This window comes from Pseudonocardia sp. GCM10023141 (assembly GCF_042653605.1).
The window spans coordinates 18,667-34,372 of sequence record NZ_JBHSIR010000014.1; the positions used below are offsets into that span (position 1 = coordinate 18,667).

Below are 15,706 nucleotides of genomic sequence, written 5' to 3' on the forward strand. Positions count from 1 at the left end.
CGGCACGGCGGTAGCGCTGGGCAGGAGGCCTTTCAGCGGCCTCTCAGTGCCCGCAGCGCCCGATTAGATGATCTTGAACGGGCGGGTTGATCCGCTGCTGGCGCGGGCCCGTAGGGCTCGCGCCAGCCACCATCGGATCGTGATGCAATGGTCCGCTTCATCTTTGTGGTTGCTTGTGTAGTTGTTCGTGGTTCTTCGTTCGTGTGCTCGTGGTGCTGTCTGACTGGTCGTTCTGGTGCTTGGTTGGGCGTGCTTGTAGTGCTGGTGCTGCGTGTTCAGTGGGCTCTGTGGCGAGCGTTGATGGGTGCTCTGGGTTGGCGCGTGTGGATCACTGACCGGTGTGGGCGCCGCGGCGGAGGCCGGGGCGGATCGCGACGCCGTGCGCGCGCAGCGTCGTGAGGACCGCGCCCGGGCTGACGCGGAGGAGTGCGGCGATCCCGCGGGCGCTGGCGCCGGCTCGGTAGAGCCGCACGACCCGATCGACATCCCTACCGGAGATCAGTGGCGGGCGGTGGCTTTGGATGGCGCGGCGGTGACACGAGCGACACCGCGCCCGGTACCGCTGCGGATCCGCGCTGAACCGCCGCCCCCGACCAGACTCCTCCCGTTCGTCCGGATCGGTCCCGTCATAGGCCCACAGCACCGCAGCGTCCTGGCAATCCGCGCACCGGTGCTGCCCGGCCGCGCCGCGGGCGGCGACCACGAGCCTGCGGGCCGCGGCGTAGGTGACCTGATCCCGCACCCGCGCCACGACCGGAACGGCGGCGAGTGGGTCACCGTGGCGTTGCCAGCGCACGTAGTGCGTCCGGCACCACCCCCGCGCCAGATGCGCACCGTCACAGCCCGGGATCGAGCACTGTCGGGCGGCCATGACGTGCGGGGCTCGATCCTCGGCGGCAGCACTCATCGCTCAGACACCTCCCCGTCGGTCACAGCGGCTGCCTGGTCGTCGGCGTGCCAGCGGGCGAGCTGGGCCCGTCGTTCGCTCTCCTCCGTCGCGCCCCGGGGCTCGTCGAGGTCCATCTCCGAGCGCCACTGCTCCTGCTGCCACGCCGCAGCGTCCTGCTGGTACTCGGCCTGCGCCCGCGCGTAGTCCGGGTCGGCGAGCAACTCGCGCTCACGGCGAGCCCGGTCCTCGACGCGGCGGTCAATCTCAGCCCGGGCTTCGGGGCTGTCATCGCGCCGCATGACGCCGTCGTCGCCGTGCACGTAGGCCGCCCGCTCGGACAGAAAGATCACGCGATCACCGGCACGGGGCCGTGCTGCCTCATGACGGGCCTGCCATTCCTCGGCCCACGCCTGCACCCGCAGTTCGTGCTCGCCACGCTCAGCGTCAGTGAACGCAGCTCCGAACGCTGCGATCTCCGTGGGGTCGGGGCCGCTCTGTTCGGCGGCGAACGCCTCGGCGTCTCCGTCGCGGTTCATCAGTGCCTCCCGAGGACGGCGAGGAAGTACGCCTTGGCCTCGACCAGCTGGATCAGGTTGGGCTCCGGCGCCCGGTTCCCGTTGGTGGCCCAGGCGGTGGCGACCTCGTTCCCGAACGCCGCCAGCGGTGCGGTCAGCGGCGGGTGGGACTCGCGTTGACCGGGCTGGTGCAGCATCAGCTCACACATCACGACCTTCGCGATCCGGCGGATCACGCCGGGGCGTTGGCGGTCGTGCCAGTCTCCGACCCGCAACCACGATCCGAACTTGGGGTCGTAGGCGTCGAGGTGGGCGCCGCGTAGCCACCACAGCTCCTCCACCACCTCGGGGTGCCACAGCCAGCATGTCGACAGGTGCGCGTCGGGATAGCGCAGATAGACCCGGTCGACCCACTCGATCAACGCCGCGACCGCCGCGACCGCGGACGCCGGGTCCTCGACCAGCAGCCACGACACCATCGCCGCCGGCGCTGCTGTGCCCTCCCCCGCCACAGCGGGAGCGGGAGCGGGAGCGGTGATGGGTGCCGGGTCTGCGTCGGGGTTTGCTTGGGCGCGGTGGGTGATGTCGGTGGCGAGCTGGCGCACCAACTTCTCCAATGCCTCGACCTTGCCGGCTTGGCGCTCCAAGGTCCGCGCCAGTGCCCGCACCTTCTCCTCCGGATCCGTGGCAGCCATCAGCCCCACCCCGCCGCGTACTCATCCGCGCTCGCGGCCAACAGGTCTCGGTCGGCGGCGTGCCAGCGCTGCAGCTCCTCGCGGGCCTGCAACTCCGCCTGCGCCTGCTGCGCTCCCGCCGATGTGGCGGGTGTTCGGCCCCAGCCGTCGGCGGGCGGGCCGGTGGCGAGGATGCGGGCGACCTCGGCGTCGTCGTGGCTGTCGAACGCGTCGTTGAGGGCCAGGAGCTCGGTCAGTGTGAACGTCGCGCGCTCTCCGGGCTGGGCGGTCACCCGGTCCTGCCCGGTCAGTGCCCGGTCGCTCCCGTAGCGGGAGATGCTCTCGTTTGGGGTGGTCACCACAGGCTCCCCTCGTCCACCCGTCCTGCCGTCCGGTCCTGTTCGTGGCTGCTGTGCTCGTGCTGATCGGCTGCCCAGACCAGGTGTAGCCGCGCCCGGTCGGTCGTGTCCTGCGCTTGCGCGCTGTCCCGATCCCGCTGCACCGGCACCGCGACGACAGGCGCCGCAGGCGTGCCCGTGGGGTCGGGGCGCCGGGCCGGTTGCGGGACTCCGGCGGGCCAGGCGGTGGCGGCGGGTGGCTGGTAGCGCCACAACCGGCGCGGCGCATCCGTATCGGGTCCAGCCGCGGGCTCGTAGTCCTCCGTCGGCTGATAGCCGCGGTGCTGCGCGGAGGGGTGCTGGTCGGGGTAGCCCTTCGCGCGGGTGGCGGCCTGCATCCCTTCCAGGTCGTCGCGCCAGTAGCAGTGCCGCGCCCACGGGCCGTCCGCGAGGACCGCGACCTCCCGCCCGGCCTGGTCCCGCGCTGCGCCGAGGGCGGGTTCGCGGCGGCGGGTCATGACCGGGCCTCCGACCCGTCCTCAACCCCGCCACTGTCGGCGGCGGTGTCGCCACTGGTCTGGGTGATGGTGTGGGCGGTGATGCGGTCCAGGAGCGCGGCCTTGTCGGCCTGGAACGCCGCCAGCTCGGCCGGGTCCACCTGCCAGCCGGCCTCCCGCATCGGGCGGAGCCGGGCGAGGAGCTCGGCCACCTCCCGGATGGTGGGCGGGACTGCAGGCGGTGTGGGGGTGGGGTCGGGCTCTACCATCGCGGTCTCCTCGCTGTCTTCGTGGTGGTTGGGGAGAGCCAGCCCGGCGGGGACGTCTTGGCGGAAGAAACCGCCGGGCTGGTGTCCAGCTGCGGCCCGCGAACGGGCCCGGTCCGGGGGCGGCATCAGGTCCACCGCCCCGGCTCCGCTGGGCCATGGCCGTTGCTGCCGTCATGGCCGTTGGAGTGACCGTTCGGGAGGCCGTTGGCGGTCTGCTCGGCGGGCCCGGCGTCGAGCGGCTGCCATTGCGCGTCGGGGCGTAGCCATGACGGCGCGGGCATGACCGTTACGGTGGCGCTGTCGCGGGCGGGTTTCACCGGTGCCGCGGTGATCGCCGGGCGGGTCTGGGCGGTCCGCTCGATCGGGGCCTGGTCGTTGCCGAGAATCCGCAACCGGCTGCGCAGCGCCGCCCACAGCACCGGGACGGCCTGCGCCCGCTGCCGTGTCCAGGCCAGCCCGCTGCGGGTGTGGCGGGCGATCGCGGCCGGGACGCGGATGCTGAGCGCGTTGGGGGTGTGGTGGGCGCGGACGTCGCGGCGCTGCCACGCCTGCTCCGCCTTCCCCACCACCGGCGCCATGCGACGGCGGAACACCACAACCCGCCCGTTGAGGTTCGCCAACTGCGACGCCGACAGCACCGGGACCTTCCGGACGGTCCGGGAGGTGACGTGCCCGTGGGTGTCGGTCGTGACGATCGGCTCGTCCCGATCACCGGCCAGGGTGGACCAGTAGTCCAGGTCGTCGCGGTCACCGGCACCGAACACAATCCTGGCGCCGGCGTTGTTGAGGATCACTGCCGCGTCGTCGCTGCCGTAGCGGGACAAGAGCTGCGCGCGGGACTGGAACAGCGCGATGATCGTGACCCCGCGCCCGCCCATGTCCGCGGTCCACCGATGCAACGGGACCGGGCAGATCAGCGCCGCCTCATCCAACGCCAGCGTCAGGGGCGGGTCGAGTCGGCCGCCGGGCGTGAGCAGGGCGATCCGGCGGGCCTCCCGAGCGATATAGCCCGTGAGTGCACACACCAGCGGCGAGACCTGGGACTCCTCGCCACCCAGCAGATACACCGTCGCCTTCGACGCCAGCAGCGCCTCGACGTCGAACGGGGTTGCTCCGCTGGCGGCCTCGCGGGCGGGGCGCTGGGTGAGCCAGCCCAGGGCGGGCATGATCGTCGAGGTGATGGAGGTGCGGGTGCGGTCGTTGGTCTCGATGAACTGCGTGATCACCTCGACAGAGGCCGGCTCCGGGCTGTGGTTGCGCAGCAGCGAGGTGACCTCACGCTGGCAGCCCTGCAGATCGGCCAGCCACTTCTGAACATCGGCCATAGTGCGTCCGCCCAGGGCGGCGGCGTGCATGAGGGCGGCGAGGTTGCGGCGGCCCTGGTCATTCCAGAACTCCCGCTCCTCACTCCCCCCATTGCTGCTCGCAGCGATCATGTCGGCGGCACGCTCGGCGGCGGTGACCGGATCACAGCACCCGGTCAGGGGGTCGAAGGTGATCGACGACGGCAGCTCGGCGAGCCCGACCGGGTTGAACACATAGACCGGGCCGGTCTGGGCGCGCATCGGCCCGGTCTGCGTGAGCAGGTCGATGCGGGTGGAGGTCGTGAGGACCGCGCCGGGGGCGTCGAGGATCCGACCGGCCAGCCACTGCGATTTCCCGACCCGGGGGCCGCCGAAGCCGAGGACGACGTCTTCACACGACGCCCACACCTTCAACACCCCGACCTTGCACAGCGCCACCCCGATCTCAGAGGCCGGCAGGGCGAGCAGCTGTCGGTACCGCGCGACCCGGCTGGTGGTGGACAGGGAGGGGCGGACCGTGGCGGCCTGGCGGCGCAGTGCCACTGCGGAGCCGACCTTCCAGATGTCGCCGCTGGTCGCGACCCCGGAGTTGCGACGGGACCGGGCACCCCACCGGGTCACGGTGGACGCGGTGCGGGCGCGGCGGTGTCGCACCCACACCACCGCCGGTCCGGCGAGCAGGACATACATCCACCACGGGGTTTGCTGCAGCAGCGTCCCGGCCGGGAGCAGGGTGAACAGGCCGGCGCCGAAGGCCATCCCGCGGGCACGGCGCTTCCACAGCAGCACCGTGATCCCGGCTGAGACTGCGAACACCAGCAGTGTTGATCCGCTCATGACCGTCCCTCCATTCCTGTCAGAACTGCTCCGTTGACCTCGAGCTCGTGCTCGTCGACGTCGGATTCCGCGTCGTCGTTCTGGCCGGTGCGCTGCGGCTGGTTGCGGGTGCGCTCCAGCAACAGCCGGGCCTCGTACTCGCTGATCTCCAGCTCCCTCGACAACCGCCGCCGACCCACACCCGCGGCGATCAGTTGCTCCACACGCTGCTGCTCGACGGTCTGCTCGGTGGGCGGGGCGTGGTCCCAGTAGCGCGACAGGCCGTGCTCGTCGAGCACCTCCGACAAGTCGTCCTCGTCGTCGTCGTCGCGCGGTGACGTGGCGGGCTCGGCTGGGCGCCCGACCAGGACGGCGAGGTGCACCACCGCGCCGAGCACGGCGGGGGCGATCGCGGAGACCACGACCACCACCCACCACGGCGGAGCCAGCGAGAACGCCGCCAGGCCGTGCCCGAGCGCGTTCGCCGCGACCGACAATCCCAGCAGGGTCAGGGCGAGGGTGCGGGCGAACCGGCGGGCGGATAGCGCGGCCCAGCCGCCGAGCCACACCAGCGACCCGGACGCGGCGCCGGCGTCCACGACGACCGGGAGCAGCCACGCCAACCACGCGGCGAAACCGCATGTCAACGCCAGATCCCGCAAGGCCGCGAACGACAGCACCGCAGCCGCCGCGGCGACAACCAATAGCAGCAGGTAGAGCACTGTCCGGGCCTTCATGCGACACCCCGCACATCACGCTGTGCCGCGGCCTCGTTGGCTATCTGGGTGGCCCATCGCTGCGCGGTGCGGACGGTGACCCCGAACTCGCGAGCCACCTCCCGCACCAGCTGACCGGCACGGATCGCCGCTCGACCTGCCTCGGCAAGCTCTGCCGTTGACGCGGTCGCCGGTGATACATCCCGGCGCTGAAACCGCAGCCCCGATGCGGAGGTAGGCAGCTCGCGCCGCTCCTGCGCCGTCAGCCCGCCCGCGATCCCGTCCGACAGGGCATCCCGGGCGAACTCCAGGCACTGCTGCCGGACCGGGCACGACGCGCACACCGCCTTGGCCTCGACCACCTGCTCGTCGAACACCGGACCGGACTCCGCCACCGGGAAAAACAGGTCCGGGTCGACATCACGGCACGCGGCCAGCGCGCGCCAATCCCCCACCGGCAGCTGCCGGGTCCACTCGATCGCGGCGCTCATCCCACGGCCTCCGAACCCGGGTCCGTCTTCGTCAGGACCGGAGTCGCGGCACCGTTCACCGCGTGCAGGAAGCTCGCCACGGCGCTGGGCAGGCCGTTGCCTGCTGGGGTGCCGACGAACAGGACCAAGGCGACGACGGTGAACACCACTGCCCCGGCGACCACCCGCACCTTCGCGCAGATGAACGCCGCAACCAGAGCGAAAAAGATCAACAGGCCAACGCTCTCCATGACTACCGCCCGCCGATCTTGTGGTCAGTGACGCCCGATCCGTTGCCGGTAGCGCCCTCCACGAGCGCCTCAATGACTCGGGCAGGGACGAGCCACCTGCCACGGATTCGGACCGCCCGAATCTCCCCCGCACCGATGGCGCGGTAGACGGTCATTCGGGACATCTTGAACATCGCTGCGACCTCCTGGACGTCGTAGAACGTCGTTCCGCTGACAGGTGCGTGATCGATAGACATCTGTGCTCCTCCTTGCTCATCCATGTGTACATAGTGCACCTTGCACATAAGGTATGCAAGGACTCCTCCTGCTGCGACTCGCACTGGCCTCCGCCCTTCGCCGCGGCTAGCTGCGTACGCTCCAGTCCCGGAGGAACCGATGACCGAAAACACCGGCCAGCCGAAGTACCAGCAGGTCGCAGATGAACTGAGGCGAGCAATCCGCGCCGGTACGTACCCCGTGGGCGGGGAACTGCCGTCGACGGCCAAGCTCACCCAGGCCTACGAGGTGTCGACCACCGTTGTCCGGGCCGCCATCCGCGAGCTCCGGGACGAGGGCCTCGTCATCGGACAGCCAGGCAAGGCCGTCTATGTCACAGCCGAGCCGGCCAGTCCTCGCATGGCCGCGAATGACATTGAGGGCCGCCTGGAACAGCTGAGCGCGACCGTCCATACCGCGCTTCGCGACCTCGACGCCCGCATGACCGCTCTCGAAGCTCACACGAACCTCAATCGGGGCTGAACCAGACCGGTCGGTGCCATCCGTGCTGGTCAGTGGTAGTTGCTGCTCCGTCATGCGAATCAGTTAACGGGCTGTGCGCCGCCGTCTACAGCGCGCACAGGGGGCGCACCGCTGCACAGGGGGCGCATGCGAGGGCGCACGGGATCGAGGCGAGCGCACGACGAGTTTTTCGGAACGGCCACGGGCACGACTGCTGCTGTGCCAGCCTCCAGGCACAGACCGTGCTCCTGGGGGTGTATCGCGTGGCCAAGGACGTGCAGCCGAACCGAGCGTTTGCAGCAGCACTCGCCGAGTCCGGCTTGAGCCACAAGCGCTTCGCATTGAACGTACGAGGTCTCGCGCAGAGCCGCGGCGGCGTCGTGTACTCGGACCATGGCAGCGTCAAGCGGTGGCTGGATGGTGTTCAGCCCAAGCCCGAGACGGCCCACTACATCGCTGCCGCGATGTCGGACGCGCTGCGCCGAGCGATCACCCCGCTCACACTCGGCTTTACCGCAACACTCGCCGAGGAGCATCCGGAGGCGCGACCGGTCCGACTTGATGTTGAGTATCCCCAGGACGCGAACATCGCGACGACAGCCTTGCGCTCCGTTGCCGGAGCCGACCTGGACGATGCGTCACCGGAGCAACTCCGAACCTGGGATATCCATGCGGCGCCCGGAGTGATCAGTGGATACCTGTTCGGAGATGGACGATCCGAGCTCGTCGACGCGCCATCAGATGGCGAGGCCATCGATGCGACCGCGATCCGACTCACCACGGCACGCCTGATGGATCTGGACTTCCACGTCGGAGGTGGCCACACACGAGAACTCTTGCTTTACTACTTCCGCAGCCAGGTTCTGCCGATGTTCGATGCGCTTCCGCGAGGCGCACATCGCCAAGAACTCTTCGTTGCTACAGCCGAGCTCGCGCAGATGCTTGGGTGGAGTGCATATGATGCCGGGCGACACGGTGCAGCGCAGCGATATTTTGTCCATGCGCTACGCCTCGCCCGAGAAGCGGACGACTTCCTTCTCGGCGCTAGACTCCTGTCGAACCTGAGTCACCAAGCAAACTACTTAGGCCATTTCACACATGCCGCACAACTTGCGCGAGCCGCACAGTCCGCTGCAGCACGGTCACCGTCATCGACTACCGTTTCAATGTTGCTCTCGATGGAAGCCCGAGCACTCGCATCCCTTGGAGACCATCGATCGTGCGCGGCCGTACTTGCTCGCGCCGATTCGGCAATGGACAACAGCAATCCTGGGGCCGACCCGGAGTGGATCAGCTACTTCGACCGCGCCGAGCTCGCAGGAGAAGCCGCTCACTGCTTCCGCGACCTCCGCAGACCTGAGGAGACGCGGCGGTTCGCCGCGCTCGCTGTGGCACCTGCCGATACTCCACCTCGCACGCGAGCGTTCATCAACATGGTCACCGCCATGGGCGCGCTCACCGAGGGATCACTTGACGAGGCCGTCCAGACGGCTCGCCATGCGATCACCCTCGCCGGCGCCCTTCAGTCGAGCCGCTACCGGCACTACGTGAAGGAGTTCGTCCAGGTCGCCACGTCGCTACACCCTCGCGATCCGGACGTCCTCGAACTCGTCACGTTCGCCGCACCCATAATCGGGAGCCCGAAGAAGTCCGCCTAGAACGCGCGCCACGCGCGACCGGGGGTGCCCCTGCGAATAGTTTCCATCCGATTTTCGTACTCGCCTCGAATTTCTCGGGACTCATCGATATTCTGCATCAGCCAGGTTGTCATCGTGAACTCCTGAGCTCGACGCAGAGTCGGAAATCCGCCCCACTCCATCACGTCACACCCGTAACCGCTAACAAATTCGCTATACTGTATTGTTGTCCAGAACTGGGCGGTGACGTACTCCGTGGCCGTCACGGCGAGGTCCCATTCAGGATGACCCCAGCAGACCCGCTCGAAGTCGATCAGCTCGACGGCATCGGACGTAATCATGAGATTCTGAACATGGGCATCTCCGTGTCGCACGGAAGGAGCCATAGGGAACGACAGCTCAGATATCGCAGACGTCAGCTCACCGAGCAAGCCTCGCAGAAAGTCCTGGTCAGCAGAAGGGATCTTGGACTGTGCGATCCGCGACTCTACTCGATTAAGGACATCATCCCGCGGGAGCTCGAACTCTTCTGGAGGTTCGAGCGAATGGAATCTGCGGAGTAGTTCGCCAAGTTCGCGCGCGTCCCCTGAACCGCCTGGACGGCCGTCGATGTACTGCCAAAACGTCACCGGGTGGCCACTGACTTCGACGGGCTGAGTGACAGCCCACGTCCGCGCCGCGGGCATGTCCCTCTCCGCGAGCCATCGAGAGACAGCGACCTCTTTGGCGGCGTCCGAGTAGTGCTCCATGCTGCGGGCGATCCTGACAACAACCGGTAACGTCCGCAGGCGATAGATCGCGTTCTCGCCCAGTCTGAGTAACTCGGCACCGTGCGGGTCGAGGCCAACGTGGGCACATGCCGCTTCCAAGACGGCACTCGTTGACTCCCGGCTGAACGTGGTGACGGACTGACCGGCCATGAACTCACCGTACGGGGAGCACGTAGCGCGCTCAGGTCCCGGTTGATGGCCGACGGACCGGTCGCGGGCGTCTCGCGGCGAGAGCAACAGCGGCGCGCTGGTCCGCTTCGAGGACGAACGCTGAATAGCTCCGTAGCGTCGTCGAACCTCCACCCGCGTGCCCCAGCCGGCCCGCAACGGTCCTGATGTCGACCCCGGCGGCGATGAGCTCTGTCGCCGAGTAGTGCCGCAGGCTGTGAAGGTGTGTGTCGAAGCCAAGGCGTTTCGCAAGACGCCAGTACCGCTGCGTCACAGTGTCAGGGCTCAGCTGCTTCGCACAGTCAGGCACCGCGGAGAACACGAAGCCATCCCGCCGCACGCGAGTGTCGACCGCAGCCGCGCGCTCGTCGCACCGCGCCCGGTGCTCCCGAAGTACGTCGATCAGCTCATCATCAAGTGTGAGCCGGCGATGCTGTCGGGTCTTGGTGTCCTTCTCCCACACCTCGCCCGCGATCTGACCAATGCTGTTCCGAACCGTCACCACTCCAACGTCAAGATCGACCTGGTTCCACCGGAGTCCGCACAACTCGCCCCGACGCATGCCGGTCGTCATGGCGAACCAGACCAGGACGCCCCAGTCCGGGTCCCTCCATGCTTCGGTGAGGATCGCTGCAGCCTCCTCCGCGCTCGGAGGCGCAGGATTGGGCTGGGGGACTGTAGGAGGCTCGGTCTGCTCGATCGGGCTGACTGCGATCCAACCCCAACGAACCGCGCGCATGAACGCTCCGCTCAGGATGGCGTGGACAACGCGGATGCTCCCGGCACTCAAGGGAACGCAGCGATGCTGTGCACACGCTCGCTTGCACCAACGGCAGAGCACATTGGGATCCCCAGCGACATCCTTGGCGCATTTCCGCCGAGCGGTGTGCTCGTCGCATATGTGCTCGACGTCGGTACGGTGCTGGACGAACTTCTCGCCTCGGCAGTGATCGCGGCAACGACGCAGTTGCGCATAGAGACCTTCGATCGTGTCCGCCCGGACCCGCCCGACCTGCAGACGACCGATCGTCGGCCGCACGTGCTTCTCGATCTTCCCCACGTACCCGGTTCGCGTCTTGCGCTCGATTTCGATTACCTCGAGCCATCGGTCTAGCAGCTCGTTCACCGTCGCCTCGGTACGGGGACTGCGGCGCTCGTCGACCCGATTGAGCAGTCGGGTCTGGACCTTCTCGGCTTCCTTCTCGGTCTCACGGCGCGTCGCTCGTGCCGCAACGGTCTCTCGCAGCTGCACACGCTTGCCCGTGAGCTGGTCGATCCCGCCATAGACCGTCACCCGGGCGGAGCCGCTGGGAAGCCAGTAGACGTTGCCCCGCGCCCGTCGAGCGCGCGGTTTGGATGGCGCCATGGAACCATCGTAGAGGCGTTTCGTTCCACGAATGGTTCCACGAGGCCCGTTCCAGGGCCTAGGTAGAGGCCCTAAAAGGGCCTCTGACCTGGGGAGCCGCCTTGGGGAGTCGAACCCCAGACCTACGCATTACGAGTGCGTCGCTCTAACCGACTGAGCTAAGGCGGCGTTGTGCGAGGGCCAGTGTACTGACCGGTTCCGGCGCCTCCGACAGCCCCCCGGTGCCACCGCGGCAGGCCCGGGCTGCGGCGATCAGCCGCGCTGCATCGCGATCATCATGGCCTCGACGGCGATCTCCGGCTTGACGTTCTGATCCATCGCCGTACGGCAGGCGAGGACGGCCTCGAGCCTGCGCAACACCGACTCGGCGGACCATTCGGTGGCCGCCCGGCGGGCGTCGGCCTCGCGGTCGGGGTTGGTCAGTGGCACCTGCGCACCGCTGCCGACCACGAGCGCGTCGCGGTAGAACCCGGCGAGGTCGACGAGGGCGCGGTCGATCGCATCGCGCTGGGTGCGGGTGTTGCGAGACTTCTGCTGGCGCTCGAGCTCCTTCTCTGCGGCTTTGGCGCCCCGAGCCGCCGCTGCCACGCCCTTGCCGACGCCGCCTGCTCCCATCGCGACCGCGAGCTCCTCGCGCTCGGCGGCATCGCGGGTCTCGCTCAGCTCGGTGGCCTCGGTCTTGGCATCGCGCACGAGCGTGCCGGCGTAGGCGAACGCATCGCCCAGCCCTCGGACACGCATCGGCAGGCCGAGCACCGCCTCGCGGTGGGCCCGGGCCTCCGGGTCGCGGGCGAGCCGCCGCGCCCGACCCACGTGGCCGCCGGACACCGATGCCGCCCACTGCGCCTGGGTGGGGTCGATGCCGTCGCGGCGCACCAGCACATCGGCGATCGCGGCCGGGGACGGCGTGCGCAGCGGCACCGGGCGGCACCGGGAGCGGATGGTGATGGGCAGGTCGTCGGGGTGGTCCGACGGCGCGCACAGCAGGAAGATCGTCTGCTCCGGTGGTTCCTCGATGAACTTGAGGAGCGCGTTGGCGGCCCGCTCACCGAGCCGGTCGGCGTCCTGGATGATCAGCACCTGGTACTTGCCGCTGGCCGGGCGCCGCGCCGCCGACTGGACGAGTGTGCGCATCGACTTCACCGAGATCGACAGGCCCTCCGGCACGATCTCCCGGACGTCGGCATGCGTGCCCGACATGACGGTGTGGCAGGACGCGCACTCGCCGCAGCCGTGGAACGGGCACTGCAGCGCGGCCGCGAACGCGCGCGCCGCCACCGACCGCCCGGAGCCGGGAGGGCCGGTGAAGAGCCAGGCATGGGTCATCGACGTGGCCTGCTCGGCCGCCGCGCTCAGTTCGGCGACGGCCAGCGGCTGGCCGACGACCTCGTCCCAGACCGTCACGGTTGTGCCTCCGCGGAGGGGACCGCGCTGTCGGCGGTGCCGGCCGCGAGCGCGGGCAGCACAGCGAGCAACCCGGCGAACACCCGCTCCGCGACGTCGTCGGCGCTGCCGTCGCCATCGACCACGGCGTAGTGGTGGGGTTCGGCCGCTGCCATCCGGGTGAGCAGGCGCTGCACGCGGACGTGCTCCTCGCCCGAGATCTCGGCGGCTGGGGTGGCGCCCATCGGCGCACGGTCGAGCAGCACCGACACGTCCGGCCGCAACCGGCCGGTGGCCCACTCGGTGAGGCTCTCCAGCTCGCCCTGCCCGAGCGCCGCGATGCTGCCGGCCGCGCCGAACTGGGCCAGCGGGCTGGCCAGGAAGCGTTCGACGACGACGATGGCACCGCCCGCGAGCGCCGGCCGGATCACGCGCTCCACCTGATCGGCCCGCACGGCCGCCGCGGCGAGCGCCTTGGCCCGCGAGCCCGACAACGACGCCTCCCGGGTGGCTGCGGTCCACCGTTCCCGGTCGCGTTCGGTGCTGTCGGGCTCGACCACGGTGTGACCGGACGCGCGCAGCCGCGCGGCCAGCCGAGCCGCCTGCTCCGTGGTCTCCTCGGCCGAGGCGCCCTCGACGGCGACGAGGATGCCGGAGCCCTGTCGCGGTTCACCCCGCCGCAGCGCGGCCAGCAGATCCGGCAGCATCGGCTCGGTGCGGCGATCCTGCATCTCCCGGTAGGCGAGCACGCCCACTCCCGCCGCCACCAGCCCGCCCGCCAGCATCACGACCCGCGTGCCGTCGATGACGAACGGGAAGCCGAAGACGTCGATGGTCTGCGCGCTGACCAGCCCGACGATCAGCGGCACCAGCGCCATCGAGCCGAGCAGCGTGAGCCGGACGATGGACTGCACGAGCGCGACGATCCGGCCGCGGATCTCGTCGGCCACCTGCGAGCCGATGATCGTGAGCCCGGTGAGGAACGCGATGCCGGCGAAGCACCCGACCAGCATCACCGCCGCGATGGCGACGAACAGGTGCGGTGCGAGCGCGACCAGTACCAGCGCCACCCCGGCAGCGACGATGGCGGCGCCGAAGAGCCGGTTGTGCGGCAGCCGCCGCGCCATCCGCGGCGCCGCGCCCATGCCCAGCGCCAGCCCGACGAACACGGCCGCGAACAGGATGCCGTACGCCGCGTTGCCGCCGCCGAGGCTGACGGCGTAGAGCGTGGCCGAGCCGATGACGGTGCCACCTGCGGCGAACGCGCCGATGATGCCGATGACCAGCCCACGGATCAGTGGTGTGCGCGCCACGAAGGCGGCGCCGTCGCGGATCAACGTGAGCACGCCCGGCGCCGTGGCCCGCCGTTCGAGCCGCCGCCCGGAGATCTCCGGGATCCGGAACAGGACGGTGAGCGCGATGACGAGGTAGGCGAGCCCGCTGAAGCCCAGAGCGAGGAACAGCGTGTCCATCTTCGACCAGCCGAACACCCGCTCGGTGCTCGACAACAGCGTGAACAGGCCGGACGCCGTGATCACCGAGACGCCGTAGGTCATGACGAGCGCGAGCTGGTTGGCCGTTTCGACCTGGTCGGGCCGCCGCAGCAGGTTGGGCACCGACGCGTCCTTCGCCGGGATCCAGAACAGCGCGCAGATCTCGATCAGGAACGTGGCGATGAACAGCCAGACGAGCGACTCGGCCAGCAGGATCGACACGAAGAGGCCGGCCCGCAGGAAGTCGCAGACGACCATGACGCGGCGGCGGTCGAACTTGTCGGCCAGCGCGCCCGCGAGCGGGCCCAGCAGCAGCGCCGGGAGCAGCTTGGTGGCCACGACGCCGCCGAGCGCGAAGCTCTGCGCCTGATAGCCGGTGGTGAGCTGGGTGGCCAGCGCGGACAGCGCGAGCAGGCTCATCCAGTCGCAGATGCCCGCCAACGACGTGACCAGCCACAACCTGCGGAAGGCGGGGATGGCCAGCACGCTGCGAACGCGGTGCGACGTGGGTGCCGCCATCTGCGGCAGCGCAGCGACGGGTTCGGCCTGCCGGGGCGTCGGGATGGCGTCCGGCGGGCGCGACGAGGCAGGCTCGGGGCCGATCGCGCGTCACCTCCTCGGCCGGGCCGACAGCATGCGCTGGGCGATGCGTTCGGGACCGCGACGACAGCCGGAAAGCTGCCGGTGACAGCGTAGACGGCAGTACCGACATCGGCGCCCGGGGACGTGACGATCCACCGGCGGTTGTCGGTGATCGGTCACGGGTTCATGAGCACGGCGATCATCTGGATCAGGATCAGCGCGAACACCGCGACGAAGAACCAGGTGAACAGCCGGGAACCGATCTTGCTGCGGGAGTGCCTGGTCAGCCCGAGCAGGCTGCCGTCGTCCACCACCCGGGGCCGGGCCTCCGGACGCGGCGGGAGCCGGTTCGGCGCCGGCATGCTGGGGCGGGGCAGCCGGGCCACCGGGACCGGGCGGCGCTCGACGGGCAGACCCGGGTCGCGGGTGGGCTCGTCGAACGCCGCGACCTCGGTGTGGGCGACCTCAGGGCGGACGATCTTGGGTGGCGCCGTTGCGTCCGGGGGCGGGTCGACCCGCCGCTCCGGCTCCGCGACGGGCGCCGGCGGCGTCTTCATCCGCCAGCCGGACACGACCTGCCCGGCATTGGCAGGCCGGGCGCCGGAGGGGGGCGTGGCGGGCGCCGGTGGCTCGCGAAGTGCCACCGGCGGAGCAACCGGCGGGCGGGAAGCCGGTGGTGCCTCCGCACCCGCATCCAGGTCGGCGTCGAGCTCGTCGAGGCCGGTGATCTCGCCGTCGAGCCCGATCGTGGGGAGGCGCACGACCGGCAGCTCGAATCCCGGCAGGGGACCGACGCCGTCGCCGGTGCCGTCCTGCCCGAAGAGCGCGTCACCCGGCCAGGTCGTCATGTG

At 69.8% G+C, this 15,706-nt stretch carries 18 protein-coding genes and 1 tRNA gene; 2 read left to right on the forward strand and 17 right to left on the reverse strand.

The features are described from left to right. Positions 1-328 precede the first annotated feature (328 nt). From ACFPFQ_RS07510 to ACFPFQ_RS07560, 11 genes are all read right to left on the reverse strand, one after another. Positions 329-907: a hypothetical protein gene (locus ACFPFQ_RS07510; protein WP_379616174.1), complete on the reverse strand. Its 579-nt coding sequence runs from the start codon at positions 905-907 to the stop codon at positions 329-331. Beyond that, positions 904-1,425: a hypothetical protein gene (locus ACFPFQ_RS07515; protein ID WP_379616176.1), complete on the reverse strand. Its 522-nt coding sequence runs from the start codon at positions 1,423-1,425 to the stop codon at positions 904-906. Before ACFPFQ_RS07515 ends, ACFPFQ_RS07510 begins: the two co-directional genes overlap by 4 nt. Next, the gene (locus ACFPFQ_RS07520) at positions 1,425-2,099 is read right to left on the reverse strand and encodes a hypothetical protein (RefSeq protein WP_379616178.1); all 675 of its coding nucleotides are present in this window, start codon (positions 2,097-2,099) and stop codon (positions 1,425-1,427) included. Before ACFPFQ_RS07520 ends, ACFPFQ_RS07515 begins: the two co-directional genes overlap by 1 nt. Beyond that, positions 2,099-2,437 carry a hypothetical protein gene (locus ACFPFQ_RS07525; protein WP_379616180.1) on the reverse strand — a complete coding sequence of 113 codons (339 nt, stop codon included), beginning with the start codon at positions 2,435-2,437 and terminating at the stop codon, positions 2,099-2,101. The genes ACFPFQ_RS07520 and ACFPFQ_RS07525 overlap by 1 nt, the downstream gene beginning before the upstream one ends. Next, a complete protein-coding gene (locus tag ACFPFQ_RS07530) occupies positions 2,434-2,934 on the reverse strand; it encodes a hypothetical protein (protein WP_379616181.1) in 501 nt (166 codons plus the stop codon). Before ACFPFQ_RS07530 ends, ACFPFQ_RS07525 begins: the two co-directional genes overlap by 4 nt. Next, positions 2,931-3,182 (reverse strand): hypothetical protein, encoded by a 252-nt coding sequence (locus ACFPFQ_RS07535; protein WP_379616183.1) that lies wholly within the window; start codon positions 3,180-3,182, stop codon positions 2,931-2,933. The genes ACFPFQ_RS07530 and ACFPFQ_RS07535 overlap by 4 nt, the downstream gene beginning before the upstream one ends. A gap of 125 nt (positions 3,183-3,307) precedes the next feature. After that, on the reverse strand, positions 3,308-5,323 hold the full coding sequence (locus ACFPFQ_RS07540) for a TraM recognition domain-containing protein (protein ID WP_379616185.1): 2,016 nt from the start codon (positions 5,321-5,323) through the stop codon (positions 3,308-3,310). Beyond that, on the reverse strand, positions 5,320-6,039 hold the full coding sequence (locus ACFPFQ_RS07545; RefSeq protein ID WP_379616187.1) for a DUF2637 domain-containing protein: 720 nt from the start codon (positions 6,037-6,039) through the stop codon (positions 5,320-5,322). The genes ACFPFQ_RS07540 and ACFPFQ_RS07545 overlap by 4 nt, the downstream gene beginning before the upstream one ends. Further along, the gene (locus ACFPFQ_RS07550; protein WP_379616189.1) at positions 6,036-6,509 is read right to left on the reverse strand and encodes a WhiB family transcriptional regulator; all 474 of its coding nucleotides are present in this window, start codon (positions 6,507-6,509) and stop codon (positions 6,036-6,038) included. Before ACFPFQ_RS07550 ends, ACFPFQ_RS07545 begins: the two co-directional genes overlap by 4 nt. Further along, complete coding sequence (locus ACFPFQ_RS07555) at positions 6,506-6,721, reverse strand: hypothetical protein (RefSeq protein WP_379616191.1); 216 nt, start codon at positions 6,719-6,721, stop codon at positions 6,506-6,508. Before ACFPFQ_RS07555 ends, ACFPFQ_RS07550 begins: the two co-directional genes overlap by 4 nt. 20 nt (positions 6,722-6,741) lie before the next feature. Beyond that, positions 6,742-6,999 carry a helix-turn-helix domain-containing protein gene (locus tag ACFPFQ_RS07560; RefSeq protein WP_379616192.1) on the reverse strand — a complete coding sequence of 86 codons (258 nt, stop codon included), beginning with the start codon at positions 6,997-6,999 and terminating at the stop codon, positions 6,742-6,744. Positions 7,000-7,114: 115 nt separating this feature from the next. Between ACFPFQ_RS07560 and ACFPFQ_RS07565 the strand changes: the two genes are divergently transcribed. Together ACFPFQ_RS07565 and ACFPFQ_RS07570 are read left to right on the forward strand one after the other, a co-directional pair. Continuing rightward, the gene (locus tag ACFPFQ_RS07565) at positions 7,115-7,477 is read left to right on the forward strand and encodes a winged helix-turn-helix domain-containing protein (protein WP_379616193.1); all 363 of its coding nucleotides are present in this window, start codon (positions 7,115-7,117) and stop codon (positions 7,475-7,477) included. 242 nt (positions 7,478-7,719) lie between these two features. Then, positions 7,720-9,114: a hypothetical protein gene (locus ACFPFQ_RS07570; protein ID WP_379616195.1), complete on the forward strand. Its 1,395-nt coding sequence runs from the start codon at positions 7,720-7,722 to the stop codon at positions 9,112-9,114. Here ACFPFQ_RS07570 and ACFPFQ_RS07575 read toward each other — a convergent pair. The 6 genes from ACFPFQ_RS07575 to ACFPFQ_RS07600 all read right to left on the reverse strand — a co-directional run bounded on the left by ACFPFQ_RS07575 (position 9,111) and on the right by ACFPFQ_RS07600 (position 15,703). Continuing rightward, the gene (locus ACFPFQ_RS07575) at positions 9,111-10,013 is read right to left on the reverse strand and encodes a phosphotransferase enzyme family protein (RefSeq protein WP_379616196.1); all 903 of its coding nucleotides are present in this window, start codon (positions 10,011-10,013) and stop codon (positions 9,111-9,113) included. The genes ACFPFQ_RS07570 and ACFPFQ_RS07575 overlap by 4 nt on opposite strands. A 31-nt stretch (positions 10,014-10,044) precedes the next feature. After that, on the reverse strand, positions 10,045-11,397 hold the full coding sequence (locus ACFPFQ_RS07580) for a tyrosine-type recombinase/integrase (protein WP_379616198.1): 1,353 nt from the start codon (positions 11,395-11,397) through the stop codon (positions 10,045-10,047). Positions 11,398-11,491: 94 nt separating this feature from the next. Next, positions 11,492-11,565 (reverse strand) — tRNA-Thr (locus ACFPFQ_RS07585). Between the two features lie 84 nt (positions 11,566-11,649). Further along, positions 11,650-12,801: a DNA polymerase III subunit delta' gene (locus ACFPFQ_RS07590; protein WP_379616204.1), complete on the reverse strand. Its 1,152-nt coding sequence runs from the start codon at positions 12,799-12,801 to the stop codon at positions 11,650-11,652. Continuing rightward, the gene (locus ACFPFQ_RS07595; RefSeq protein ID WP_379616206.1) at positions 12,798-14,792 is read right to left on the reverse strand and encodes a bifunctional MFS transporter/dTMP kinase; all 1,995 of its coding nucleotides are present in this window, start codon (positions 14,790-14,792) and stop codon (positions 12,798-12,800) included. Before ACFPFQ_RS07595 ends, ACFPFQ_RS07590 begins: the two co-directional genes overlap by 4 nt. Positions 14,793-15,031: 239 nt before the next feature. Further along, positions 15,032-15,703 (reverse strand): hypothetical protein, encoded by a 672-nt coding sequence (locus ACFPFQ_RS07600; RefSeq protein WP_379616208.1) that lies wholly within the window; start codon positions 15,701-15,703, stop codon positions 15,032-15,034. Positions 15,704-15,706: the final 3 nt, after the last annotated feature.